Origin of the sequence: Pediococcus stilesii, from assembly GCF_001437075.1 — a bacterium.
Classification (GTDB): Bacteria; Bacillota; Bacilli; order Lactobacillales; family Lactobacillaceae; genus Pediococcus; species Pediococcus stilesii.
In genome coordinates this window covers 1-25,687 of record NZ_JQBX01000013.1, presented here as the reverse complement: position 1 = coordinate 25,687, position 25,687 = coordinate 1, and the positions used below count along the sequence as shown (strand labels likewise).

Annotated in this window: 23 protein-coding genes; 18 read left to right on the top strand and 5 right to left on the bottom strand. The window is 39.6% G+C overall.

Features of this window, described 5'->3' with window-relative positions; genetic code table 11:
• Positions 1–9 precede the first annotated feature (9 nt).
• The 5 genes from IV81_RS06645 (at position 10) to IV81_RS06625 (ending at position 3,905) form a co-directional block, all read left to right on the top strand.
• A complete protein-coding gene (locus IV81_RS06645; protein ID WP_057803532.1) occupies positions 10–867 on the top strand; it encodes a DUF6681 family protein in 858 nt (285 codons plus the stop codon).
• Between the two features lie 142 nt (positions 868–1,009).
• Complete coding sequence (locus tag IV81_RS06640) at positions 1,010–1,750, top strand: amino acid ABC transporter ATP-binding protein (RefSeq protein ID WP_057803530.1); 741 nt, start codon at positions 1,010–1,012, stop codon at positions 1,748–1,750.
• A gap of 12 nt (positions 1,751–1,762) precedes the next feature.
• A complete protein-coding gene (locus tag IV81_RS06635) occupies positions 1,763–2,599 on the top strand; it encodes a glutamate ABC transporter substrate-binding protein (protein WP_057803528.1) in 837 nt (278 codons plus the stop codon).
• A complete protein-coding gene (locus IV81_RS06630; RefSeq protein WP_057803526.1) occupies positions 2,596–3,246 on the top strand; it encodes an amino acid ABC transporter permease in 651 nt (216 codons plus the stop codon). Before IV81_RS06635 ends, IV81_RS06630 begins: the two co-directional genes overlap by 4 nt.
• Positions 3,246–3,905: an amino acid ABC transporter permease gene (locus IV81_RS06625; protein WP_057803524.1), complete on the top strand. Its 660-nt coding sequence runs from the start codon at positions 3,246–3,248 to the stop codon at positions 3,903–3,905. Before IV81_RS06630 ends, IV81_RS06625 begins: the two co-directional genes overlap by 1 nt.
• Before the next feature lie 81 nt (positions 3,906–3,986).
• On the opposite strand, the gene hflX is transcribed toward IV81_RS06625, so the two are convergent.
• Complete coding sequence (gene hflX / locus IV81_RS06620) at positions 3,987–5,252, bottom strand: GTPase HflX (RefSeq protein ID WP_057803521.1); 1,266 nt, start codon at positions 5,250–5,252, stop codon at positions 3,987–3,989.
• A 217-nt stretch (positions 5,253–5,469) separates the two neighbouring features.
• Between hflX and IV81_RS06615 the strand changes: the two genes are divergently transcribed.
• From IV81_RS06615 to IV81_RS06595, 5 genes are all read left to right on the top strand, one after another.
• Positions 5,470–7,092, top strand: a complete 1,623-nt coding sequence (locus IV81_RS06615) for a peptide ABC transporter substrate-binding protein (RefSeq protein ID WP_057803519.1) — start codon at positions 5,470–5,472, stop codon at positions 7,090–7,092.
• A gap of 90 nt (positions 7,093–7,182) precedes the next feature.
• The gene (opp3b, locus tag IV81_RS06610; RefSeq protein ID WP_057803517.1) at positions 7,183–8,112 is read left to right on the top strand and encodes an oligopeptide ABC transporter permease; all 930 of its coding nucleotides are present in this window, start codon (positions 7,183–7,185) and stop codon (positions 8,110–8,112) included.
• Between the two features lie 4 nt (positions 8,113–8,116).
• Positions 8,117–9,142 carry an ABC transporter permease gene (locus IV81_RS06605; RefSeq protein ID WP_057803515.1) on the top strand — a complete coding sequence of 342 codons (1,026 nt, stop codon included), beginning with the start codon at positions 8,117–8,119 and terminating at the stop codon, positions 9,140–9,142.
• Positions 9,143–9,156: 14 nt separating this feature from the next.
• Positions 9,157–10,230, top strand: coding sequence for an ABC transporter ATP-binding protein (locus IV81_RS06600; RefSeq protein WP_057803513.1), 1,074 nt, complete (start codon positions 9,157–9,159; stop codon positions 10,228–10,230).
• A 12-nt stretch (positions 10,231–10,242) separates the two neighbouring features.
• Positions 10,243–11,196, top strand: coding sequence for an ABC transporter ATP-binding protein (locus IV81_RS06595; RefSeq protein ID WP_057803511.1), 954 nt, complete (start codon positions 10,243–10,245; stop codon positions 11,194–11,196).
• Between the two features lie 109 nt (positions 11,197–11,305).
• Here the strand turns inward: IV81_RS06595 and IV81_RS06590 are convergent, their stop codons facing one another.
• From IV81_RS06590 to IV81_RS06580, 3 genes are read right to left on the bottom strand one after another with little or no spacing between them, the layout of a single operon-like run.
• The gene (locus IV81_RS06590) at positions 11,306–11,968 is read right to left on the bottom strand and encodes a histidine phosphatase family protein (RefSeq protein ID WP_057803509.1); all 663 of its coding nucleotides are present in this window, start codon (positions 11,966–11,968) and stop codon (positions 11,306–11,308) included.
• A 7-nt stretch (positions 11,969–11,975) separates the two neighbouring features.
• Positions 11,976–13,607 carry an APC family permease gene (locus tag IV81_RS06585; RefSeq protein ID WP_057803507.1) on the bottom strand — a complete coding sequence of 544 codons (1,632 nt, stop codon included), beginning with the start codon at positions 13,605–13,607 and terminating at the stop codon, positions 11,976–11,978.
• 23 nt (positions 13,608–13,630) lie between these two features.
• Positions 13,631–14,299 carry a histidine phosphatase family protein gene (locus tag IV81_RS06580; protein WP_057803505.1) on the bottom strand — a complete coding sequence of 223 codons (669 nt, stop codon included), beginning with the start codon at positions 14,297–14,299 and terminating at the stop codon, positions 13,631–13,633.
• Positions 14,300–14,438: 139 nt separating this feature from the next.
• Between IV81_RS06580 and helD the strand changes: the two genes are divergently transcribed.
• The 4 genes from helD (at position 14,439) to coaA (ending at position 20,222) form a co-directional block, all read left to right on the top strand.
• Positions 14,439–16,739 (top strand): RNA polymerase recycling motor HelD, encoded by a 2,301-nt coding sequence (helD, locus tag IV81_RS06575; RefSeq protein WP_057803503.1) that lies wholly within the window; start codon positions 14,439–14,441, stop codon positions 16,737–16,739.
• A gap of 121 nt (positions 16,740–16,860) precedes the next feature.
• Entirely contained in the window at positions 16,861–18,537 is a 1,677-nt protein-coding gene (alsS, locus tag IV81_RS06570; protein ID WP_057803500.1) for an acetolactate synthase AlsS, read from the top strand.
• Between the two features lie 14 nt (positions 18,538–18,551).
• Positions 18,552–19,256 (top strand): acetolactate decarboxylase, encoded by a 705-nt coding sequence (gene budA / locus IV81_RS06565; protein ID WP_057803498.1) that lies wholly within the window; start codon positions 18,552–18,554, stop codon positions 19,254–19,256.
• A 48-nt stretch (positions 19,257–19,304) separates the two neighbouring features.
• On the top strand, positions 19,305–20,222 hold the full coding sequence (coaA, locus tag IV81_RS06560) for a type I pantothenate kinase (RefSeq protein WP_057803496.1): 918 nt from the start codon (positions 19,305–19,307) through the stop codon (positions 20,220–20,222).
• A 79-nt stretch (positions 20,223–20,301) separates the two neighbouring features.
• Here coaA and IV81_RS06555 read toward each other — a convergent pair whose 3' ends face one another.
• Positions 20,302–20,979, bottom strand: coding sequence for a Crp/Fnr family transcriptional regulator (locus IV81_RS06555; protein WP_057803494.1), 678 nt, complete (start codon positions 20,977–20,979; stop codon positions 20,302–20,304).
• A gap of 123 nt (positions 20,980–21,102) precedes the next feature.
• On the opposite strand from IV81_RS06555, the gene IV81_RS06550 reads away from it, so the two are divergent.
• From IV81_RS06550 to guaA, 4 genes are all read left to right on the top strand, one after another.
• Positions 21,103–21,333 (top strand): heavy-metal-associated domain-containing protein, encoded by a 231-nt coding sequence (locus IV81_RS06550; RefSeq protein ID WP_057803493.1) that lies wholly within the window; start codon positions 21,103–21,105, stop codon positions 21,331–21,333.
• The gene (locus tag IV81_RS06545; RefSeq protein ID WP_057803491.1) at positions 21,333–21,881 is read left to right on the top strand and encodes a ferritin-like domain-containing protein; all 549 of its coding nucleotides are present in this window, start codon (positions 21,333–21,335) and stop codon (positions 21,879–21,881) included. The genes IV81_RS06550 and IV81_RS06545 overlap by 1 nt, the downstream gene beginning before the upstream one ends.
• Positions 21,882–21,883: 2 nt before the next feature.
• Entirely contained in the window at positions 21,884–23,803 is a 1,920-nt protein-coding gene (locus IV81_RS06540) for a heavy metal translocating P-type ATPase (RefSeq protein ID WP_057803490.1), read from the top strand.
• A gap of 67 nt (positions 23,804–23,870) precedes the next feature.
• Positions 23,871–25,424, top strand: coding sequence for a glutamine-hydrolyzing GMP synthase (guaA, locus tag IV81_RS06535; protein ID WP_057803488.1), 1,554 nt, complete (start codon positions 23,871–23,873; stop codon positions 25,422–25,424).
• Positions 25,425–25,687 lie beyond the last annotated feature (263 nt).

Below are 25,687 nucleotides of genomic sequence, written 5' to 3'. Positions count from 1 at the left end.
GGAATTAACGTGATTTCATTTCTTTCATTAGCGAGCCATTATATGGGAATGATCAATGTTAAAAGTAAACTGAAAAATCAAGTTTACACGGTCATGGCTTTTGTTGGGAACTGGTACCTGCTTTACATTGGTATTCGTTTCCTACAAAATGGGCGCTTTTTACGAGGATTTTTGCTATTAGCAATCTTCTTAGCGTTTTTATATTTTTCAATTATGAATATTTACTATTTTTTCACGACCAAGAAGGCACCATTAGATATCTCACCAATTCTGGAAAAGTATATCGGTGGAACACCTGAAGAAATTCGGGAGAAAGAGGAATTTCGCCAACGTTTATCACGTGTCGAACGTGCAAGTCGACAATCAAGCAGTCCGTCGGGAGTGTTTGATGATCAAATGTTATTACCAGCACAAGTTCGTTCATCGCCTGTGCAGAAAAGCAATATCGAAAAAATTGCTCTCCAAATGGAGAATGCAGGGATGCTTTTTAAGGATTATAACGGACGCAGTGACGATGAAATCCAAACTCAGATGCAACCAGATCAAACTGAAGTATATGCAATTGGGGATAACGGGATCCAACTTCCCTACGCTGATATAAGAATGATTGATGATAAGCCAACGGTCTTTGCCGGAATGAATCAAATCGAAGAGATGCCAGTGGGAGAAATTGCCAAAGTCGGTTTATCCAATTTTTCTAACGCTAAACTTGAAAATCATCTTTACCTAGCTGATGCTTTGCTAATTGGTGGTGAGAAAAAAGTCGCTGGTCGATCGGGAATGATTACCGAAAAAGAAAATTATTCTATAAAAATTAACATTGCCTATAAACGCCGTAATACCTCACTTCCTGAGGGGTTGAAATAGTTTAACGGGTGGTCTGTTGAAGTCCTTCACTTTGACAGACCTTTTTTTGTCGATTATATTTTATAATAAGTATAAAATAATTGCTTAATGGCGAAGCTAGTTTCGGAGCCAAAATGAAGAGCATGATCTGGAGGTATTTATTATGTCAATGATTGAATTTCACAATGTTGAAAAGTACTACGGAAAGTTCCACGCACTAACCAACATTAATTTGACGATTGAAAAAGGTGAAACTGTTGTTCTGATTGGGCCATCTGGATCAGGTAAGAGTACGTTGATTCGTACGATTAACGGATTGGAGAGCATCAATAGTGGCCAGTTAATTGTTAATGGCTTTGATTTAGCAAGTAAGAAAACCAATATGAATAAAATTCGACGCGAAGTAGGAATGGTGTTCCAGCATTTCAATTTATACAATAATAAGACCGTGCTAGAAAATATTATGCTCGGACCGCGCGTTGTTCTTGGACGTAAGGAAGACGAAAATAAGAAAATCGCAATGGAACTATTAGAGCAAGTTGGCTTGTCAGAAAAAGCAGAGAGCATGCCATCGATGCTTTCCGGGGGACAAAAACAACGAATTGCGATCGCCCGTAGTCTTGCGATGCACCCTAAATGTATTTTATTTGATGAACCAACATCGGCACTTGATCCGGAAATGATTGATGATGTTTTGAATGTTATGAAACAAATTGCCAAGGATTCATCGATGACAATGGTCGTTGTTACTCATGAAATGGGATTTGCCCGTGAAGTGGGTGATCGAGTTGTCTTCATGGCTGATGGTCAAATTCTTGAAGATGATGCAAAAGAAGAATTCTTCGATGGACAACCAAGTAATGAGCGTGCTCGCCAATTCTTAAGTAAAATTATTAAACATTAGGAGGACAGACTAATGAGAAAAATACTGAAAAGTGTCGCCCTCGTTTTCTCCCTCATGGTGAGTTTACTGGTGTTAAGTAGCTGCGGATCGAAAAAAGAAGTGAAAAATACGAATGCCTGGACTCAGGCCCAAAAGACCGATTCTCTAACGTGGGGAGTTAAAGCAGATACTAAATTATTTGGTTTAATGAACGTTAAGACGTCACAAATCGAAGGCTTTGATATCGATATGGCGAAAGCCTTAACCAAAAAAATGCTTGGTAAAGATGCTAAAGCTAATTTCGTTCAAGTTACGAGTCAAACCCGAATTCCATTATTAAAAAATGGAAATTTGGATGCAATCATCGCAACAATGACCATTACCGATGAACGTAAGAAAGTGGTTGATTTTTCAAACTCTTATTTTGATGCGGGACAATCGCTTCTCGTAAAAAAGGGCAGTCCAATTAAAAATGTTCAGGATTTGAATAAATCTGGAACAAAAGTGATTGGGGTAGTTGGTTCCAACTCGGTTGAAAATATTAAAAAATTTGCTCCAAAAGCGCAAGTAATTCAGTTACAGGACTATGCACAAGCATTAACGGCTTTAAAATCGGGCCAAGGGGCTGCTTTGACAACTGATAATGGTATTTTGTTTGGGATGGCCGTTGATAATCCTAATTATCAAGTTGTTGGAAAAGCATTTACAAAAGAACCTTATGGTGTTGCGATTAATAAGGGCCAAGATGATCTTAAAGAGCATGTTAATAAAGCTCTAAAAGAATTAGAAAAGAGTGGCGAATATAACAAACTGATTGAAAAATGGTTTGGAAACATCGCTGGATTTGACTATAAGGAGGTTGAAAGATGATTAATATAGTTTCTAGTCATAGCTCAGAGCTCCTAAGTGGACTTGGACAGACCGTTCTTTGTAGTTTAATTGCCTTATTTTTTAGTTTAATTATCGGTTCAATGTTTGCAATTTTTGAAGTTTTACCAAACAAAATTTTGCAAACGATTGGTCGAATTTATGTCGAGGTTGTTCGAAACATTCCACTTTTGGTGGTTACGATGTTCTTTTACATTGTAATTCCGCAGTATGTGGTATCGATTGATGGATTTGTCGCTGGAACGATTGGGTTAACCATCTATACTTCCGCCTTCATTGCGGAAACGGTGCGGGCTGGAATTCAATCTGTTAGCGGTGGTCAGATGGAAGCGGCACGGTCAAACGGAATGTCTTATTGGCAGTCAATGCGTTATATTGTGTTACCACAAGCATTTAAGATTGTTATCCCACCGCTTGGAAACCAATTCATTAATTTGGTTAAGAATTCTTCAGTGTTAGCCTTTGTTGCAGGATTTGATCTAATGTATGTGGGAAACGATATTGCTTCTACAACGTTTGATACGATTAACTCGTACTTAGTAGTCGGGGTTATGTACTTGATTATTACCATGCCACTCAGCTACTACATGCGTTATCTTGAAAAACGGACGAATCGAGGTGCTGCATAATGAAATCATTTATCGATGCTTATTCGGCAGTCAATTTAATGTTTTTACTTAAGGGACTTTGGATTACGGTGGAAGTTTCAGTAATTTCAATCGTTCTTAGTTATATTTTAGGTGGAATATTGGGATTTGTCCGATACATGAGGGTAAAATATCTATCCGCAATTGTGGGATTCGTAATTGACTTAATTCGAAACCTACCACTGTTGTTAATTTTCTTCTTTGTTTACTTCGGGTTACCTAATTTAGGTTTACGAATTGAAATTTTACCATCTTCGGTGCTGGCTTTAACTGTGTTTGAATCAGCAATGTTGGCTGAAATTATTCGTGGCGGAATTGAATCGATTCCGAAAGGCCAAATGGAAGGTGCACGGGCAAACGGCCTGACCTACTGGGAAGCAATGCGGTATATCATTTTGCCACAAGCTCAAGTTCGTATGATTCCAGCATTGGTTAGTCAGTTTATTTCGCTGATTAAGGATACATCCTTAGCGACGATCATTATGTTGCCGGAGCTAATGTACCACGCTCAAATTATCTATGGTCAAAATACCAACTACATTATTCCAATGTTCGTTGCTTTGGCCGTAATGTACTTTGTGGTTTGTTACGCATTATCATTATTATCACGTTACTTAGAGAAAAGAACACGTATTCAATAAATTACTTTAAGAGTTATCAAAAAAGTCCCAGAAGGTGGCCAATACTGGCATCTTCTGGGACTTTTTGATTTTGATGATGATCTATTTTTGAATCACATAGCGCGATAGGCGGTTATAATCTCGTTCCTTTAGTTCAGCGGTAATTTCGGTGCCTAATTCGGTGTAATTGGTTTCCTTAACGTCAGCATTGCCATTTAAGAAATCCACTACTTGGCCCTCATCGAAGGGAATCAAGAACTTGGCTTCAACATAGTTTTTGAAAACTTGTTTTTTGATTAAAGCGGTAATCATTTCGAGCGACTGAAGTTGTTTGGCTGAATAGGTCAACTGATTTCCATCAAGCGTCGGATACGCAACGCCCGCCAAGTCGGCCTTGTTAAAGGCATAAACCATTGGAATATCGGTAACACCAATTTCGTTTAAAGTATCTTCAGTAGTTTGCATCATTTCCCGATAATGCGGATCAGAGATATCAACAACTTGAACTAAAAGATCAGCTTTGGCGGCTTCAGCTAGTGTAGAACGGAAAGCCTTGACCAATTGATGGGGTAATTTACTGACAAAACCAACGGTATCACTTAAGATCAATTCTTTCTGATCGGGAAAAACTAGTTTACGGACGCTGGTATCAAGGGTTGCAAAAAGCATATCTTTTTCAAAAACTTGCTTCTCATCATTTCGTCCGTACAAGCGAACCAGCCCGTTCATTGTCGTTGATTTACCGGTATTAGTATAGCCAACGAGAGCAACGCTTGGAATATCTTTTTTATCACGTTGTTGACGTTGAACGTCAGAAGACGTTGACATTTCTTTCAATTCTTTGTTGATATGGGTAATTTTATTTCGAATGGTTCGACGATTCAATTCCAGTTTTGTTTCACCAGATCCACGGTTTGTAAATCCGCCGCCGGTATTTCCCGCGGTCTGCTGGTCAAGCCGTTGTGTTGAACTGGTTCGTAGTCGGGGAAGTTGATATTGAAGTTTTGCTAATTCAACTTGAAGTTTAGCCTCACGCGAATGAGCCCGGTTGGCAAAAATTTCTAAAATAAGTCCCGTTCGATCAACAAAATGTAGATTAGTTTCTTTTTCAAGGTTACCTAGCTGACTAGGGGAAAGTTCATCATTTAGAACAATTGTGTCAACTTCAAGAGCAGTTGCCGCTTGAATTAGATCATCGACTTTACCTTTACCAAAATAGGTCGCGGCATTCGGACGATCAAGTTTTTGTGTGACTTGATCAACAACGTCCATATTGTTAGCCACCGCCAATGATTTAAGTTCATCCATGGCATAGTCGATATTCATATCGGGGAGTTCTAACCCCGCAATAATAATTTTTTCATTCATGTAGAAATGGCCTCCAATTTTTTTGAAAACGTTTCTATAATTATATCATGGAACTAATCGTGACACATCTTTCAACCGTTTATGAGAAAAGAAAGCGATTAACATTAAACTAATATTAAAATAATTAGATTTTTTCGTTGATTTTAATTGTTTTTTAATATATACTTTTCGCATACTATAAAAAGAAAACGATTTAGGTTGAGGGAGTTGGAAGATAATGAAACTTAAAACAGTGATAAAGCTTGGCTCAGTTGCCTTAGCTTCAACATTTATCTTGGCTGCTTGTGGATCAAGTAACTCAAGTGGTAAGAAGACGGCGAATATTCGTGAATCTGCAGAACTAGCAACAATGGATCAGTCCAAAGTGACTGATGTTGTTGGGTTTACCCAGTTAGGTAATACCGAAGAAGGTCTTTATCGAATTGGTAAAAACAATAAGATCGAAAATGCCATTGCAACCAATACGAAAGTCTCTGATGGTGGTAAGACATACACCTTCACCCTTCGTAAAGGCGTTAAATGGAGTAACGGTGATGAAGTTACTGCAAAAGATTTCGTTTATGGATGGCAAAGAACGGTTAATCCTAAGACAGCTTCACAGTATGCTTACATTTATTCCGGAATCAAAAATGCCGACAAAATTGCAAGCGGCAAGGCCGATTACAAGACTTTAGGGATTAAAGCAGACGGTAAATACAAGTTAACGGTTAATCTTGAACGTCCAATCTCATACTTTAAATTACTCATGGGATTCCCAGTATTCTTCCCACAAAATGAGAATGCAGTTAATAAATACGGTAGCAAGTATGGAACGTCAGCTTCAACGACCGTTTACAATGGCCCATATCGGATGAAGGGTTGGACTGGTTCTAACTTAAGTTGGGAATTAGTTAAAAACAACACATATTGGGACAAGAAGAACGTTAAGATGGACAGCTTAAACTGGAAGGTTGTTAAGGACGCTGGAACAGCGCTTAACATGTATAACAGTAAGAAGCTTGATCAAACGGTTCTTTCAAGTGAACAAGTTAAGCAGTATAAGTCAAACAAAGACTACAAGAAGTTCTTAAATGCTTCAACTTTCTACATCGAATTTAACCAAAAGAAAGACAAGTATTTCAAGAACGCCAAGATTCGTGAAGCATTATCACTCGCAATCAATCGTGATCAATTCGTAAATAAAGTTTTAGGTGATGGTTCAGTTGCTGCAACTGGATTAACATCAGCTGGGCTGGCAAAGGACGCTAAGACTGGTAAGGACTTTGCTAAACAAGTAGACGTTAAGTCAGCTTCAGAATACAACTTGAAGAAGGCTAAGACGTTGATGGCAGAAGGTCTTAAAGAAGAAGGCTTGAAGTCAATCGATTTCCAACTCATGAGTGATGATACAACGGGTGCAAAGCAAACAACTGAATTCTTACAATCAGCATGGGAAAAGATTCCTAATGTAAAAGTTTCGTTGAGTAATATTCCGTTCAAGAATCGTTTAGCAAACTCAACCGCTGGTAAATTTGATACCGTTGTAACGGCTTGGGGAGCTGATTTCTCTGATCCAATTTCATTCTTGCAACTATTTACTTCAGATAATTCACAAAATAACGGTAAATGGAGCAGCAAAGAATACGATAACTTGATCAATGCCGCTAACACAACTGATGCAAGTAATACTGAAAAGCGTTGGGATGACATGGTGAAGGCAGAACAAATTCTTTTGAAGGATCAAGGAATTGCACCACTTTATCAACAAGGCCAATCAATGCTTCGTCGTTCAAACATTAAGGGAATTGTTTACAATTCAGCTGGTTTAAACTTCGATTACAAGCAGATGGACGTTAAATAGTATAAAATGGAACTATCTACAATCGGGTGAGGGCGATTTGGTGCTCTTGCCCCTTTGTGCATATTAGACCAGAGATTGTGAGGGAGATTTATGGCAAGATATCTTGCAAAGCGCGTTTTTTACCTGCTGCTAACGTTGTTCTTAATTGCCAGCATTACATTCTTTTTAATGAAATTAATGCCTGGTACACCACTGAACAACCAAGCCAAATTAACAAAGTCGCAAATTCAAATTATTTATGAGCAGTATGGGTTGAATAAACCGGTATGGCAACAATATATTGATTATATGATCAATGCTGCACATGGTAATTTTGGAACTTCTTTCCAATTTAGTAATCAGGAAGTTTCATATTTGATTGGAAGTCGAATCGGACCGTCAGCGACGATTGGTATTCAGGGAATGGTTTTAGGAGTAGTCCTGGGAATTGTTACTGGATCAATTAGTGCAATTCGTAAAAACACTTGGGTTGATGGAACGGCTAATATTATTTCGATTTTAGGACTTTCAGTACCAAGTTTCGTTTTGGCAATTGTTCTTCAATACTACATCGGACTTAAATTACAGTGGCTTCCAGTTGCTGGATGGGGTGGATTTGCAAGTACGGTTCTTCCATCGATTGCGCTAGCGGCAAGCCCATTTGCAACAACTTCGCGATTTGTGCGGACCGAAATGGTTGATGTTTTGGGAAGTGACTACATCGAGTTGGCTAAAGCTAAGGGAATGAGTCGGATGGGAATTGTTTATCATCATGCACTTCGAAACAGTTTAATCCCGTTGGTAACAGTTGTAGGACCTTTAGCGGTGGCAATTATGACCGGTTCAATGGTTGTTGAAAACATTTTTTCAATTCCAGGAATTGGGGAACAATTTGTTAAATCAATTTTAACAAATGACTATCCAACCATTATGGGTGTGACAATGCTATATTCTGGTCTACTAGTTCTAGTACTATTATTGACAGATATTATTTACGGAATTATTGATCCAAGAATTAGAATTACAGGAAAGGGGGCATAAAACGATGGAAGAAAAAGTAAAAATACCAAAGGACGCTTTTCAGCCAGTTAGTAAAGAAGATCGTTTAGACGATGAAAAAATCACTGCTCCCTCAAGAACCTTTTTACAAGATGCTTGGCGTCGTTTGAAAGAAAATAAAGCTGCTTTTATCAGTATGTGGATTTTAATCATCGTAGCGATTTTTGCTTTTACATCACCAATTACCGCCCCTAATCCAAACAACTCAAATCCGGATTATGCTAACTTACCGGCTAAAATACCGGGTGTAAGTATTAACGGATTTAACGGAACCATCGTTCAAGGCGGAGAACGGGTGGATGCCTATAAGGCCAATAACGTTCCCGCTGGTAAGTACTTCTATTTTGGAACGGATTATCTTGGACGTAGCTTAGGACAACGAATTTTACACGGAACAATGATTTCGTTATTGATTGGTGTTTTTGCGACCTTGATTGATCTGTTAATTGGAGTTGGGTACGGGATCTTCTCGGCGTGGAAGGGCGGCAAAGTCGATATTTTCATGCAACGAATTATTGAGATTATGTCATCAGTTCCAAATATCGTTATCATGGTGCTGCTATTGTTGGTATTTAAAAATGGTGGTATTTTACCAATTGTATTGGCAATTGCGATTAACGAATGGACAACCATGGCTCGGCTAACCCGTGCGCAGACGCTGCAATTGAAGAATCAAGAGTATATTTTAGCGGCCCAATCATTGGGAGAATCACCATGGAAGATTTCTATAAAACATTTGTTGCCGAACCTTTCTAGTGTGATTATTATTCAGACAATGTTTACGATCCCAACGGCTATTTTCTTCGAAGCCTTTTTGAGTTATATCGGAATTGGGATTCAAGCACCGACGGCATCACTTGGTACTTTGATTAATGATGGACAACGCAATTTCCAATTTTTGCCATTTCAAATGTGGTATCCAGCGATTGTCTTGGCAATCATAATGATTGCATTTAATGTATTAGCCGATGGGTTACGTGATGCGTTTGACCCTCGTACGGCACGTAGATAGGAGGAAATTGATTAATGGATACGTCAAAAAAAGTTTTAGAAGTAAAGAATCTAAAAATCGATTTCCACACTTACGCCGGAACCGTTAAGGCAATTCGAGACGTTAGTTTTGATTTGAACCAAGGTGAAACCCTGGCAATCGTTGGTGAATCTGGTTCAGGAAAAACCGTTACAACCAAAACTATCATGGGATTATTAGCAAACAATGCTGAGGTAGTTGGTGGAACGGTTGAATTTCATGGCAAAGATATTTTAAAAATGGGTGATAAAGATCTTCAAAATATCCGAGGAAAAGATATCGCTGAAATTTTTCAAGATCCGATGACATCGCTTGATCCTACGATGAAGATTGGGCGTCAAATCGCTGAACCGTTGATGATTCACAAAGGTGTTAGCAAGGAAAAAGCGATGAATCGAGCGCTGGAAATGCTAAAGCTGGTTGGAATCAAGGATGCCGAGGAACGGATCAATGATTATCCGCACCAATTTTCTGGTGGGATGCGACAACGAATTGTAATTGCAATTGCTCTAATTTGCAATCCGGAAGTATTGATTGCCGATGAGCCAACAACGGCCCTTGATGTAACCATTCAGGCGCAGATTTTAGATTTAATGAAGGAATTACAAGAAAAGATTTCAACCTCAATCATTTTTATTACGCATGATTTGGGTGTCGTTGCCAGCATGGCAGATCGAGTAGCAGTAATGTACGCTGGAAAAATTGTCGAATACGGTTCGGTTGATGAGATCTTCTATAATCCACAGCATCCGTATACATGGGGACTTTTAAACTCAATGCCAACGTTAGACACGGCTAAAGGGCAATTGGAACCAATTCCTGGGACACCACCTGATTTGTTGGATCCTCCCGTCGGCGATCCATTTGCAGCACGTAATCCGTATGCAATGAAAATCGATGAAGAACAGGAGCCGCCTTTCTTTAAGGTGAGCGAGTCGCATTATGCTGCGACCTGGCTACTGCATCCAGAAGCTCCAAAGGTTACACCTCCCGCTGAAATAACTCGCCGCTGGAAAATTTATGACGAAAAATTTAGAATTGAATCTACTAACGACGCGGTTGGAGAATAGGAGGAAATCACGGTGGATGAAAAGAAAAAAGTTTTAGAAGTTAAAAATTTAAAACAGTACTTTAATGTTGGTAAAAAAGATGAAGTTCATGCCGTTGATGATGTCACCTTCGATATCTATGAGGGGGAAACCTTTGGTCTAGTAGGTGAATCTGGTTCAGGGAAAACAACTACTGGTCGAGCAATTATCCGACTCCAGGATCCAACTTCAGGTAATGTATTATTTGAAGGACGTGACATTGCTTCAATTAAAAAGCGCTCGGACATGATGGAATTTCGACGCGAAATGCAGATGATCTTCCAAGATCCGTACGCCTCTTTAAATCCTAGAATGAAGGTTAAAGATATTATCGCCGAGGGAATTGATATTCATCATTTGGCAAAGGATAATGATGACCGTTCACGTCAAGTTGAAGAACTGTTAGAAACCGTTGGATTGAATAAGGACCACTCTAGCCGATACCCTAACGAATTCTCTGGAGGGCAACGGCAAAGAATCGGGATTGCTCGGGCATTAGCTGTTCAGCCTAAATTCATCATTGCTGACGAACCAATCTCGGCATTGGACGTTTCGATTCAGGCTCAAGTAGTTAACTTAATGAAGCAACTCCAAGAAGAGAAGGGACTAACGTATTTATTCATTGCGCATGATTTATCGATGGTTAAGTATATTAGTGATCGAATTGGAGTAATGCACTATGGAAAACTTTTAGAAATTGGCCCTGCTGAAGAAGTTTATAACCATCCATTGCATTCATACACTAAGAGTTTAGTTTCGGCAGTTCCGGAACCAGACCCAGAATATGAACGTAACCGGCGCCAGGTTCCGTATGATCCATCACGGGAGTTTGACGATAAGGAACGCGAGATGGTTGAAATTACTCCAAATCATTTTGTTAAAGCTGCTAAAGATGAGATTGAGGAATATCAAGAGCGAGCTAAAGCATATGGTGTTGCTCTAGTTTAGTCAATCAATTAAACCAGTGCTCTAAAGTTAGTTGGTAAAGCTATAAATAAAAAACCACGACAAAATTTGCCGTGGTTTTTTGTGTTCTCAAAGATTAATTAATTTATTTTTAGCTGGTCTTGCCAAAGTATAGAATTTGTCCGGCGTGATCATCAAGTTGAAGTTTTGTAATACTCCCGTTTTTCGGGCTCCGGGAAACATCAATTTGATCATTATACATAGAAGTTAAAACTCGAATTAAAGTGCCATGTGAAACGATTAATACATCATCGCCGTCTTCAGCTTGATCAAATGTATAATCTAATCCTTGTTTTAAGCGAGTCGTGATTTCGTCATAACTTTCGGCATCGTGAAAAGGGTCAACATTCTTCCAAACGTCAATCGCTGCTTTAATTCCGTGCATGGCAGTCATCGCGTTTAAGGTTGGTTCAATTGTAGAATGTTGTTGATACAGTTTAAATTCCGTTTCGACGGAGTTGGCTCCCTCGAAATAGCCGAAAAATTGTTCTCGAAACGCAGCGATTGGCTGCATTTTTTCGATCTCTAGTGGGTGTTGATTTTCAGCGTTGATATAGCGGGCAGTTTTAATTGCACGGGTTGTGTCAGAAGAATAAATATTAGCAAAATTTAGATTAGATAATATTTTTCCCGCAGCTTTGGCGTCGTTAACACCTTTTTCTGTTAGTGGAGAGTCGGACCATCCCTGTAGGTGACGGTACCGATTAAACAAAGTTTGTCCGTGGCGAACAAAATAGTAGTTCACTGTTTTCATAGAATCCCTATGCTTTCCTGAATGCTTTTTTAAAGATTGAGAAGAATAAGAAGTAAACGGCGATTGAAAGAACGGTCACGATTGCCCAAGCAAATACTCCGGACCAGATATCGGCGTTATATCCACCTTTAATAGTTAGAAAGGCTCCGATGGCGAATGCAATGAATGCAAATGGGTATGAAGAGCGGGAAATCTTCTTTAAATTATGGCGCTCAACCCAAGCCATATAAGGTAGAAGAGCAGAAAGCGTAATAAAGATAACTGGAATAATAATGTTAAGCGCTAATTCTTTATCATATAGACTCGTTCCTGGAGTGGCGTCCGTTGGTCGAATCCCCATGAGTGAAAAGACGATGGTGACAACAAAACACCAAGCTCCAACTAACCAGGCTAATAGATCGTTTTTAATAAATACGTACTGCGATGGGAATTGTTTGCTCTTTTGACGAATTCGCATAAATGCAAAAAAGACAAAACTGGTTACAAATGGTGAAACAATTCCGTTAATATTTAATAGCCAATTAAACATATCATTGATGCTTGGGAGCCAGTTACTGAGGAAAAGAACGAGCGAAACAATTCCGGTTGTTAGCCAATATCCGTTAATTGGAAGACCATCGTTGTTTAATTTACCAAGTGACTTTGGAAGGTACTTCATTGCCACGTCAGAAAGGAAGATTCGCGTACTTGCATCCAAAATAACGGCCAATTGCGCAAACATGTAAACCGCCTGGCTGACTGCAAAAATGTACATTAAAACATTACCAATTCCAAATTCATTTCCAAGCGCTTGGAAAGCGTAATATGACCCATTCATTTTTAAATCATATGGAAGATGATGGGCGTTGAAGAACACGGCTAATGAAAATGATCCAAAGACGGTTAAAAAGATCGTCATAACGAGCAACATCATCATTGCTTTTGGAAAATCACGTTTTCCATTTTTCATTTCTTTAACGTAAGGTGCTGCTAGTTCAGCACCATTGATCGCGAAAATTAAAAGTCCAAAGGTGGATAAAAAGTGCCCATCAATCTTCGGAATGAAAGCCTGCGCGTTAAAAGGTTGCGTGGCAATGTGACGACCATGCATTAGAGCAGCGACGGTCATTACAACAAATAAAATCGTCATAATGAACATTGCACCACCACCAATCGTACTCAGAATCTCTAAGGAACGATTTTTAAAGAAGTGTTGGAACCAAATAAATACTAGGAAAACTACCGCTGTGAATAGGGCAAAGGCAATTGTCGGCATATACTTTTGTAGGTCGCCGTTGCCTTTGACTAACCAGCTAATCGAGACAACAACCGAGTTAGCGACGTCGACAACGTATGGCAGCCCAGCAATCCAATAGAAGAATGCTACTATGTACCCGGCGAGATCGCCGTTTGTAGCACGAATCCAAGAGGCTAATCCGCCTCCGTCTTCGTTAAACGTTCCCCCCAGTTGTCCAACCATCATTTCATACGGCCAGACAAAGGCGATAATCATAATAATCCATGTGGTAACAATAGCTAATCCTTGGTTATGAAAATTGTAAATTAAATCATCGAACCCAATTACAGTTACGAAATCCATCAACGCAACAACGGGCCAACTAATATATCGTTTTTTGGCATCTAAAGGTGAATTTTCCATTCGCTTTCTCTCCTTATTTTAGTTTATTGAAGTTCTTGGTCACCGTGATTATTGTATTCATCAAGGTGGAGGCCGTTTGTATCAAGTGTAAATTGACTAATACTGCCATTTTGTGGGCCCCAAGTAATATCCAGCGTGGGATCGGCTTCACCAGCCATTGATCTAATGGTTGTTCCATGACTAACGATTAGAATTTTTTCACCGTCTTGATGATCTTTTAGTAGTTGATCAAATCCACGATTTAGTCGTTGCCAGAACTCAACGTTATTTTCGGCATCATGAAATGGATCAGCGGCTTTCATTGCGTCCTTTGACTGCGAGATTGGATGTTCTTCCAAAAACTCGTGGAAGGATCGCTTTCCAGAAATTGGCATTAAAGCCTCGAACCATGCTTGAGCGGAGTCATTACCTTCGTAGTATCCATAAAATTCTTCTCGAAATTCCATCATGGATGTGACGGAAAGTGGTGAATGGTCATTTTCAGCAATTACTGCATTAGCGGTGTTCATTGCTCTTGTAGTATCAGAAGCGTAGGCCGCATCAAATTGAATATGGCGTAATCGAGCTCCGGCATGGTGCGCATCTGCATAGCCTTTTTCGGTCAAAGGTGAATCTGACCATCCTTGCATCCGGTTATATTTATTAAATATAGTTTGTCCGTGACGAACAAAATATAGCTTTAATTTTTTCATTACAAGTTTATCCTCTCTTATTTTTTGTAAACCTAAATTATTCTACCATACATCCCGTGTACCAATTCGGCTAAATCTTTGTGAAAACGCATAAAAAGGAGTAGACTATATGTTTAACAAAACTGAGAGGTGATTCACATTGGCAGAGGGAATTTTTGAATATGAAGATAAACACTTGGGTGAGGTTTTAGATAAGGTTGATACGGCGATTGCCAAAGCCGAAAATGACGCCGAAAATGCCGAAAAAGATCGTGGTGCGATTCAGAAGAATTTTTACAACGATGTTCGAATTAACACTTCCAGTTATTCCGGGATGATGGATACGGCAATTTCAATCCGTCAGCAACAACAAATGCTATCGGAACGTGAGAATAGTTGGCAACACGCAACTAAACGATTAGAAACTTTTAAGCAAATGAAAAAACGCCCATATTTTGCCCGAATTGATTTTCGGGAGAGCGGAGAGAAAAAGGATGAGACAATCTATATTGGGCTTGGTTCATTTTCAGACTCGCCAGATCATTTTTTAATTTATGATTGGCGGGCTCCGATCTCGAGTGTGTATTATGATGGAAATATGGGGAAAGTTGAATATACAACGCCCGATGGTCAACAATCGGTTGATTTAAAATTAAAGCGTCAATTTACGATTGAAGAGGGTAAATTAATTTCGGTTTATGATACCGACGAAACGATTGGCGATCAAATGTTGCTAAATGCTTTAGGATCGCAATCGGATGTAAAAATGAAGAGCATTGTTTCAACGATTCAACGTGAACAAAATAAAATTATCCGAAATACATCCGCAGATTTATTGTTTGTTCAAGGTGCAGCTGGATCTGGAAAGACAGCCGCTATTTTGCAACGGGTAGCTTTCTTACTGTACCGATATCGTGGTAATTTAAATGCGGGACAAGTAATTATGTTTTCCCCGAACCAACTTTTTAATGATTATGTCGATCAGGTTTTGCCAGAATTAGGTGAGCAAAATATGATTCAAATGACATACTATCAGTTTGCTCGTCGGCGAATTCCAAATATTGAAGTGGAGAATTTGCAGCAACGCTTTGATAAAAAGTTGACCGAAGCGGAAAGAAAAATTGATCAGTTTAAAGGAAGTCTACAGTTTTTCAAGGCGGTTTCTAGATATGCTGAATTTTTAGGTAAATCAGGGATGCGGTTCCGTAATATTATGTTCCAAGGGAAGCCGTTTGCTTCAAAGGAAAAGATCAAAGAAATTTACTATTCATTTAATTCAACGTACAATCTTGGCAACCGGATTGAAGGTACTCGGGAAGCATTGATTCGAATGTTAAACCAAAAAGTTGGTAGTGAGTTAAGAACTAAATGGGTCGAGGATGCGGTTCAAAGTTTGAGTCAGGAAGAAATTCATGAATTATTTAAAAATGATCCGCGTGAATTTAAGGATAATGATGAAGAATTTAAATTCCTTGCGCGTCAGATTATAATGAAGGAATTAAAACCGGTTCGAAATGCAATTATGCGGAACCGTTTCTTGAGTATTAATGCGCAATACGTGCAGTTACTTCGTTCATTACCGAAATGGTTTGATTTGAAAAAAATCAATGTAACCGAAGAAGAATGGGAAAAGCATGTTGATCGAACCATCGAAGAATTAAAGGAACACCACTTAACAATGGTCGACACTTCGGCATACCTTTACCTGTACGATTTAATGACCGGTAAAAAAGGGGAGCGTTCGATGCGTTACGTATTTATTGATGAAATTCAAGATTATAATGCCTTTCAACTGGCTTACATTCGGTTTAATTTTCCACGAGCTAAGTTTACGTTATTAGGAGATTTAAACCAATCGATTTACGCTAATGAAACAAGTGCAACGTTGCTTTCAGAGTTATCGACCATGTTTAATCCTGAAAAAACCGAAGTAATTCAGCTGGCTAAATCGTATCGATCAACGCAACAAATTACGGACTTTACAAAAGAAATTTTGGTTGAGGGCGAATCAATTGAGTCGTTTAGTCGCGACGGAGAGTTACCAATTGTTTCCGTCAATCGTAATCATCAAAAAATGCTTGACGCGGTCATCAAGCAGCTTCATCGAGATCGAGAAGATGATGAAACGAGCGCAATTATTGGTCGAAGTTACGCTGAATGTGAGCAAATTGCTGAAGAGCTTAAAAATGCTGGTGAAAGTGTGACATTAATCCGAACCGAAAATCAACGGCTGGTTGAGGGAACAATCGTTGTTCCTTCTTTCCTAGCAAAGGGGCTTGAATTTGATTCTGTAATTGTTTGGAATACTTCGGCGGACACTTACCAGGAACATCGAGATGAGCAATTACTATATACGATTTGTTCAAGAGCGATGCATCGTTTGCTGGTTGTATCTGAAAAGGACCTCAGCCCATTAATTGGGAAAATTCCGTCAGAACTGTACCGCAGAGAAGAAAACTAAGAGTTAACATATTTACAATATAGTAGAGTTCGAGAAAAGTGCTTGTTTTCCCGAGCTCTTTTTTGTATATTTTGCTATAGTAGTTGTGTAATCACTTTCAACAAGTCAAAGGAGAAAAATAATGATTCAAAGTAGTTATACAGGGTCGGATTCGATCCTTGATAGTTTGATTAACCACGATGTCCAATATGTTTTTGGAATCCCTGGTGCAAAAATTGATTTGTTGTTTGAGCAGATTGAACATTCAAATCGAGCTGTAAAGCCCAAGTTGATCGTTACCCGTCATGAACAAAATGCAGCATTTATGGCGGCTGGAGTGGGTCGAATTACTGGTAAGCCGGGTGTGGTTTTGACAACTTCTGGCCCTGGTGTTGGAAATTTAGCAACTGGATTATTAACCGCTACCGCTGAAGGGGATCCCGTCTTGGCAATTGGTGGACAGGTTCCTCGAAATGATTTGTTGCGACTAACGCATCAAAGTATGCGAAATGCAGCGCTCTTTGAACCCATCACTAAATTTAGTGTTGAAGTTCAGGAACCAGAAAATATTTCAGAAGTGCTAGCAAACGCCTATCGAGCAGCTGAATCTTCAAAACAAGGTGCAAGTTTTGTCAGTGTCCCACAAGATGTGGTTAACGCTCCAGTTAGTTCACGGCCAATCAAGCCATTGAAAAAGCCAATCTTGGGACCAGCCAGTCCAGACGAAATTGAAGTTTTGGCGGATGCAATTAGAAATGCTAAATTACCCGTTTTACTATTGGGAATGCGGGCTTCTTCACCGGAAGTAACCAAAGCCGTTCGAGAATTGGTTCGTAAATCGAATTTACCAGTTGTGGAGACTTTCCAAGGCGCTGGTATTATTTCGCACGATTTAGAGGATCATTTTTATGGTCGTGTAGGCCTCTTCCGTAACCAACCTGGGGATATGCTACTAAAACATAGTGATCTTGTTATTACGGTCGGATATGATGCAATTGAGTACGAACCTCGAAACTGGAATGCGGAAGGGGAAGGAGAAGTCATTGTCATCGATGATTCTCCAGCTGAAATTGATCATAACTTTGAACCAGAAAGAGAATTGGTCGGCGATATCGCGCAAACTCTTAATTTGCTAACCCCTCATTTGGAAGGCTACGAAGCAACTCAAGACGGAGAACAATACCTTGAAAATCTTCGTGAAATTCAAAATAAGCAAGATTTGCCACCAGAACCAAAGAAGGACTCCAGGCGAATTCATCCACTTGCAATCATTTCGGCACTTCAGTATCGAGTCGATGATGACATGACGGTATCAGTTGATGTGGGAAGTTTTTATATTTGGATGGCACGTCACTTTAGAAGTTATCAACCACGTCATTTACTATTTAGTAATGGGATGCAAACTTTAGGAGTTGCTCTTCCTTGGGCCATTTCAGCAGCATTGCTTCGTCCAAACAGTAAATCAGTTGCGGTTTCTGGTGACGGAGGCTTCCTGTTCTCTGCGCAAGAATTAGAAACAGCGGTTCGTGAAAAGTTAAATATCGTTCATATCATTTGGAATGATGGCTATTACGACATGGTTAAATTCCAAGAAGAGATTAAGTATGGACATTCTGCTGGGGTTGATTTTGGACCAGTCGATTTTGTTAAACTTGCAGAAGGCTACGGTACCAAGGGACTTCGCGTTGAAAAACCTGATGACTTGGGTAAAGTTCTTGATGAAGCTTTTGCAACAGAAGGACCAGTAGTGGTGGATATTCCAGTTGATTATGCTGATAACGTTAAATTGGGACGGTCATTATTACCTGATCAACTATAAAAGGGGGCCAATTAATGGCGAAACTATTTCAGCATGGAACGCTAGCTATGCTAGTTGATGGACTTTTTGGCGGAACGATAACCGCTTCAAAACTATTAAAGCACGGTGATTTTGGAATTGGAACAGCAGAGGGACTTAACGGGGAATTGATTATCCTAGACGGTGTGGCCTATCAGGCGCTTGCCGATGGAACGGTCAAGGTCTTAAAGGGCGACGAGATGTTGCCTTTTGCTAACGTGAATGTCTCAAATTTTGAAGGGCGCGTTGTGTTGCCCGGATTAAAAATGGACGATGTCGATGCGACACTTGCAAAGGAATTGTCATATCAAAATACGTTTGTTGCAATTAAAATCAGCGGGACTTTTAAAGCTGTTCAAACGCGAGTGGTTAAAGAGCAACAGCGTCCATATCCAACGCTAAGCGAAACGGCGTCTAAACAGCAGGTTTTTGACGCTAAAAATATCAAGGGAACGGTGGTTGGATATTACACACCAGCGTTGTTCCAAGGTGCCGGCGTTGGTGGGATGCATCTACACTTTATTGATGCGCAGCACCAGTTTGGCGGTCATCTTTTAGACTTCGAGTCTGATAAAGTAAAGCTTTCATGGCAACTTTTAGATGGACTTGATTTGAATTTACCGATTCAAGACTCAGAATTTATTAAACATAAACCCAGTGACATGGGGATCATCAGGCAGTCAATTTCTGAATCTGAATAAAGACATGTGTTAGAATAAACCTAATTTTTTGAAGACGAGGAATTGGCAATGGAAGCACAAGGATATTTCGAATTTGAGCGAGAAGAGTGGCAAAAACTTTCAAAAAAAGCTGAACTTCCGCTCACAAAAACACAATTAGCGGGGATTAAAGCGTTAAACGATCGAATCTCACTGGGAGATGTACAGGATGTTTACGTTCCGCTTGTGCGCTTGCTCCAAAAGAAATATGCAGATTTTGAAAAATGGAATCAAGATAAGTTAGATTTTCTCCAGGTTCCAGTTAAAAAGACCCCTTTCATTATTGGAATTTCGGGGAGTGTGGCGGTTGGAAAAAGTACTACTGCTAGACTCTTGCAGGTGCTCTTAAGTAACTGGTTTAGTGATTTAAAAACCCAGTTAATCACGACGGACGGTTTTTTATTTCCCAATGCGGAGTTAGAAAAAAGAAACTTACTCAGTCGTAAGGGTTTTCCAGAGAGCTACAATATGAAGGCTTTAATCAAGTTCTTGAGTGAAGTTAAGGGTGGTCAAGGGCAGATCAAGGTTCCGCAGTATTCGCATCAAGTTTATGACATTGTCGCAGATCAATTTGATGTAATTGATCAACCGGATATTTTGATTGTAGAGGGAATCAACGTCCTTCAACTACCGGCCAACGAGTCAATTTATGTTAGTGACTTTTTTGATTGGTCAATCTATGTTGATGCAGATGCTGAATTAATTGAGAAATGGTTTTTGGAACGCTTTGGCGTACTTTTAGATACGGCATTTCATGATCCAACCAGCTATTATTATAAGTACGCTCAAATGCCACGAGAAGAAGCCTTTCAATTAGCTCATACAATTTGGCGTGATGTTGATTTAAAGAATTTAGAGGAATTTATTCTACCAACCCGTTTTAGGGCGGATGTAATTTTACACAAAGTTCAGCATCACGTGATGGATCGAGTTTACGTGAGAAGATAGCTACAAAAAGAAACGACGATAAAACAAAATGGTCTCCAAAAGTTAGATTTTTTCTAACCGTTGGGGGCCATTTTTTGGATTATTTTTGAAGAAGTAGTTCGTCAATATCGTTAATTTGGATCCGGCGCTGTCCCATTTTAGAAATTAGTTGACTGGTTTCCCACCGTTTAAGGTATCTGCTAATGGTTTCTGGCGTGGTACCAAGCAGGGTTGCTAAGTCTTTATTTTTAAGCGGTAACTGAACCGGGTTTTGATGAAGCGCAGATGAAGTTTCAACTAGGTAGTCGGCCAACCTACTGGCAACGGATTCTGTGTTTGACTTGGTAGTTTGGCGTTCCAATGCAATTAAGCGACTTCCCAGGGTGTTCATCACATTAACGCTGATTTGGGGAAACTTAGTTAATAACTTTTGAAAATCAGAACGGTTAATTGAACAGACAGTTGTCGGTGTCAGTGTGACGGCACTGGAATTATGCTCTAATTGGTTAAAAAGGGCAGCTTCACCGTTAATATCACCGGCTTGGAGGAGATACAAGAGCTGTTCTTTTCCATTTTCGGCGGTTCGAAAGACTTTGATTTGACCATTCGCGATAATTGAAAGGGCATTGATTTCATCGCCTTCGGAATAAAGTGGAGTATCGGCGTTAAGCAGTCGGTGATGGACAATGCCTTCGACCGCTGCGGATTGTTCATCGGTTAGATTTTGGAAAATTGGCACAAGCGGAACACAATGGTGACTATCAACATGATTATTCAAAGAAATCCCTCCTTACCTAATAAAGTATAGATTAAAATTATTTTTCAAAACTTGACCTACGTCAATTTCAAAACCGGCTTAACCTTCTATGATTAATATAACAAATCAAGGAGGAATTTTGAAATGACTAAAATTATTATGAAATTAGATACATTGACGTGCCCAAGCTGTATGACTAAAATCGAAGGCGCTTTGAACAAAGTGGAGGGCGTGGAAAACGTTAAGGTTCTGTTCAACGCTAGCAAAATTAAAACAGAAGTTAAGCCGGAAGTGACTGCCGACAGTTTAAAAGAAGTTGTTGAAGCACTCGGATATACAGTAAAAGACGTTAAAACAAAGGTGAGTGAAGGATAATGAATAAAAAAATTGAAGAACTATATTTAGCAGAACAAAAGCAAAACGAAATTGATCATCATCAACCCACGGCGGGAGCAATGACAAACCACATTCTATCTAACTTACGGGTCTTATCGACAAAATTAAATCAATTCGAATGGTATTTAAAAGGAAGTAATGTGTTTGCTGATAAGAAGTTTATTGCTGAAATGCGATTAACTGTGGATAACTATTTTAATCAACTGGGACATCAGTTAGTCAACGTTGGCGAAAAACCATCATCTGTTGCGGAAGAATTTAAAGAATATGCCATGCTGGAGGAAGATCCACGAAACAAGTATTTTACGGATACTGAAGTTTTTGAAATGTTAGTCAGTGATGTCCAAACTAGTAAATTATTTATTAGTCGAGCAATTATCCTAGCTCAAAAGGAGAGTAAATTCCCGCTACAAAATTTCTTGATTGAATTAGAAGAAAAATTAAATCAGTATTCGGCGGAGATGCAAGCTCGAGTGGGTAAAGAGCCGTTAGAAGGTTTTGAAGAAGATGATGAGGATGATGATTAATTTTGGTTAAAATACAAAAGTTTTTTACTCAATATTGGAATCAAATTACCATTTTGGCCGGGATTTTAACCGGTTTAGGACTAATTGGGCAACACGCGTTAAAACTACTGCTGTTTGCTAACATTGTCTATGGACTAGCAACGATTATTGCTGGTGTGCCAATTCTTTTTAAAGCAATTTCAGCACTTCAAGCGCGGGTGATGAGCATTGAGTTGCTTGTTAGTATCGCCGTGGTAGGTGCCGTGTTGATTGGCGAATTTGAAGAGTCAGCGATGGTTACTTTTCTATTTATCTTTGGGAATTTTTTGGAACAGCGGACTCTGCAAAGAACGCACAAGGCGATTCAAAATTTAACCGAGATGCAACCGACCCAAGCAACGCTGCTTGTGGATAATCAAGAACAAATCGTTGATATTGATGACGTTGATGAGGGCGACCAATTGATCGTTCGAGTCGGCGACCAAATTCCTGTTGATGGGATCATCATTCAGGGGGATGCTGAAATCGATGAAGCGTTGATTACGGGAGAGTCCAAGCTGGCACATAAACACGCGAATGATGAAGCCTTCATGGGATCAATTGTCGAAAACGGTCAGATAATTATTGAGGCGCAAAAAGTTGGTGAAGACACCACATTTGGTAAGATTGTGGAACTGGTCGAAGATGCCCAAGATAACCAAGCGCCCGTTAGTCGTTTTATTGATCAATTTGCAAAGTATTACACTCCACTAGTTCTAGTATTAGCGATTGCCGTGTTTGCTTGGACACAGGATGTTCGGCTTGCAATTACCATCCTAGTGCTCGCGTGCCCTGGTGCATTGGTGATTGGTGCTCCAGTCTCGAACGTTGCTGGAATTGGTCGGGGGGCCAAGGCTGGAATCCTCATTAAAGGTGGCAGTGTCGTAGATCAGTTGGCCAAAGTAGATACGATTTTATTTGATAAAACTGGTACCGTAACCGAAGGACACCCAACGGTTAAAACCATAAAGCAGTATGAAAAAGCCGAATGGTTGAAGGTTGCAGCAGAATTAGAAAAACAAACCAATCATCCGTTAGCACGTTCGGTAGTAGATTACTATGAAAGACAAAGCGGATTAACGGTTAATTCGACAGAAATAATTCCCGAAACTGTCAAGGGAATTGGCGTTAAAGCTCGTTATCAAGGACAACTAATTTGGATTGGAAGTCGCCGAATCCTATCGGAGACCAACGTCCAATTAAGCATAGAACAGCAAAAAGATTTAAATGAAATTGAACGGGATGGCCAGTCGGTAATCCTAATGACGGTTAATCAAAAATTAGTGCTGATGATCGGCCTGATTGATCAGGTTCGCAACGGCGTCAAAGAAACTTTTGAACAATTACGACAAGCAGGGGTTAATAACTTATGGATGCTGACTGGGGATAACCACGTCATTGCCAATAAAGTTGCTGAAGAAATTGGAATTGACCAAGTTCAAGCTGAAATGTTACCAGAAGATAAAGCAGCATTTTTGATGAAACTTCAAAATGAAGGACATCGCATATTATTTATTGGGGATGGAATCAATGATAGTCCTTCAATTGCGAAGGCAGATGTTGGGATTGCGATGGGAAGCGGAACCGATGTTGCTATCGAGACTTCAGACGTTGTTTTAATTGATTCTGATTTTGATAATGTGTGGAATGCACGGCAAATTGCTAAGGCCACCGTCAATAATACGATTCAAAACGTAACAATTGCGGTTGGCACGGTCGCCTTATTGATGGTGGGCTTGATGTACGGCTGGGTTGATATGGCTAGTGGGATGTTTTTCCATGAAGCAAGTATTTTAATCGTCATCTTTAATGCTATGCGACTTTTAAGAATGAAATTTAAAAATAAAAGAAAGTTAGACAATAGGGCTATTGATAACCCTTCCATAAAAATCGATCAAGCATAGGGGCTATGGTTTTTCCTCATTTTACTGTATGATATATAGGTAAGAATAAAAAGATGAGGTGAAGGACTTGGCGAACACAGATTTATCAAATTTTGATAAAATCATTGTTTTGGATTTTGGTAGTCAATATAATCAGTTGATTACACGCAGAATTCGTGAATTCGGTATTTACTCTGAGCTACTTTCTCATAAAATTACGGCGGAAGAAGTCAAAAAGATTAATCCTAAGGGAATTATCTTCTCTGGCGGGCCTAATAGTGTTTATGACAAAGATGCTTTTCGAATTGACCCTGAAATTTATAAATTAGGTATTCCAATTTTAGGTATTTGTTATGGAATGCAATTGATGGCCTACAATTTAGGCGGTCGAGTTGAACCGGCTGACAACCGTGAGTATGGTCATGCCGATATTGATGTGACTGATGATCAAGCCGTATTGTTTAAGGATCTTCCTGCCAAGCAGACGGTTTGGATGAGTCATGGTGATTTAGTTCGTGAAGTCCCTGAAGGTTTCAAGACGGTCGCTACCAGCCCTAACTGTCCGATTGCTTCAATGGCAGATGATCAACGTAAATTCTATGGTATTCAATTCCATGCAGAAGTGCGTAATACGCAGTATGGTAACGAAATTTTACGCCATTTTGCCTTTGACGTTTGTGAAGCACAGGCCAACTGGTCAATGAATGATTTTATTGACATGCAAATTCAACAAATTCGTGAAACCGTTGGTGATCGAAAAGTGTTACTCGGCCTTTCTGGTGGGGTAGATTCAAGTGTTGTCGGTGTATTGCTAAACAGGGCTATCGGCGATCAACTTGTATGTATCTTCGTTGATCATGGTTTACTTCGTAAGGGTGAAGCCAAGCAAGTTATGGATAGCCTCGAAGGTAAGTTCGGATTAAACATTATTAAAGTTGATGCTCAAAAACGTTTCTTGGATAAGCTTGCTGGTGTTTCCGAACCCGAAAAGAAACGTAAAATTATCGGTAATGAGTTTATTCAAGTCTTCAATGATGAAGCTCAAAAACTTGAAGGAATCGATTTCCTTGCTCAAGGAACTCTTTATACCGACGTTATCGAAAGTGGTACTGATACTGCTCAAACCATTAAGTCGCACCACAACGTTGGTGGACTTCCTGAAGACATGCACTTTGAATTAATCGAACCATTGCGCACTTTATTTAAAGATGAAGCACGTGATCTCGGTGAAAAATTAGGCATGCCAGAAGACCTTGTTTGGCGTCAACCGTTCCCAGGTCCTGGACTTGGAATTCGTGTTATCGGTGAAATTACCGAAGACAAACTTGAAATCGTGCGTGACAGCGACTTGATTCTTCGTGAAGAAATCAAGAAAGCTGGACTCGATCGGGACATTTGGCAATACTTTACCGTATTACCAGGAATCCGTAGCGTGGGTGTGATGGGTGATGGTCGGACATACGATTACACCGTTGGGATCCGTGCTGTAAATTCAATCGATGGAATGACCGCCGATTTTGCTCGAATTCCATGGGACGTCTTACAAAAGATTTCCGTTCGAATTGTAAACGAGGTTGATCACGTTAACCGCATTGTGTATGACATTACTTCTAAGCCACCTGCAACGGTTGAGTGGGAATAAAAGAGTAAGTGAAGTTGAAGCCATAATGTTGATTTAACGGCTTTTATGTTGTTATAGAATGTGTGTATTGCTTGGAAATTTATATTAATCCCCACCAAATATCCCACCAAGATAAATGGTCCAAAAAACTAAACTTTTGATTCTATGATGGGTAGTATTGGTAGGAGCTTTTTCAACTTTTAAGAATGAATTGTATTGAGTTGACAGAGATTGAGGATGTTATAAATAAAAGATACGATTAAAAAAGGGCTGTCCGTCAATTG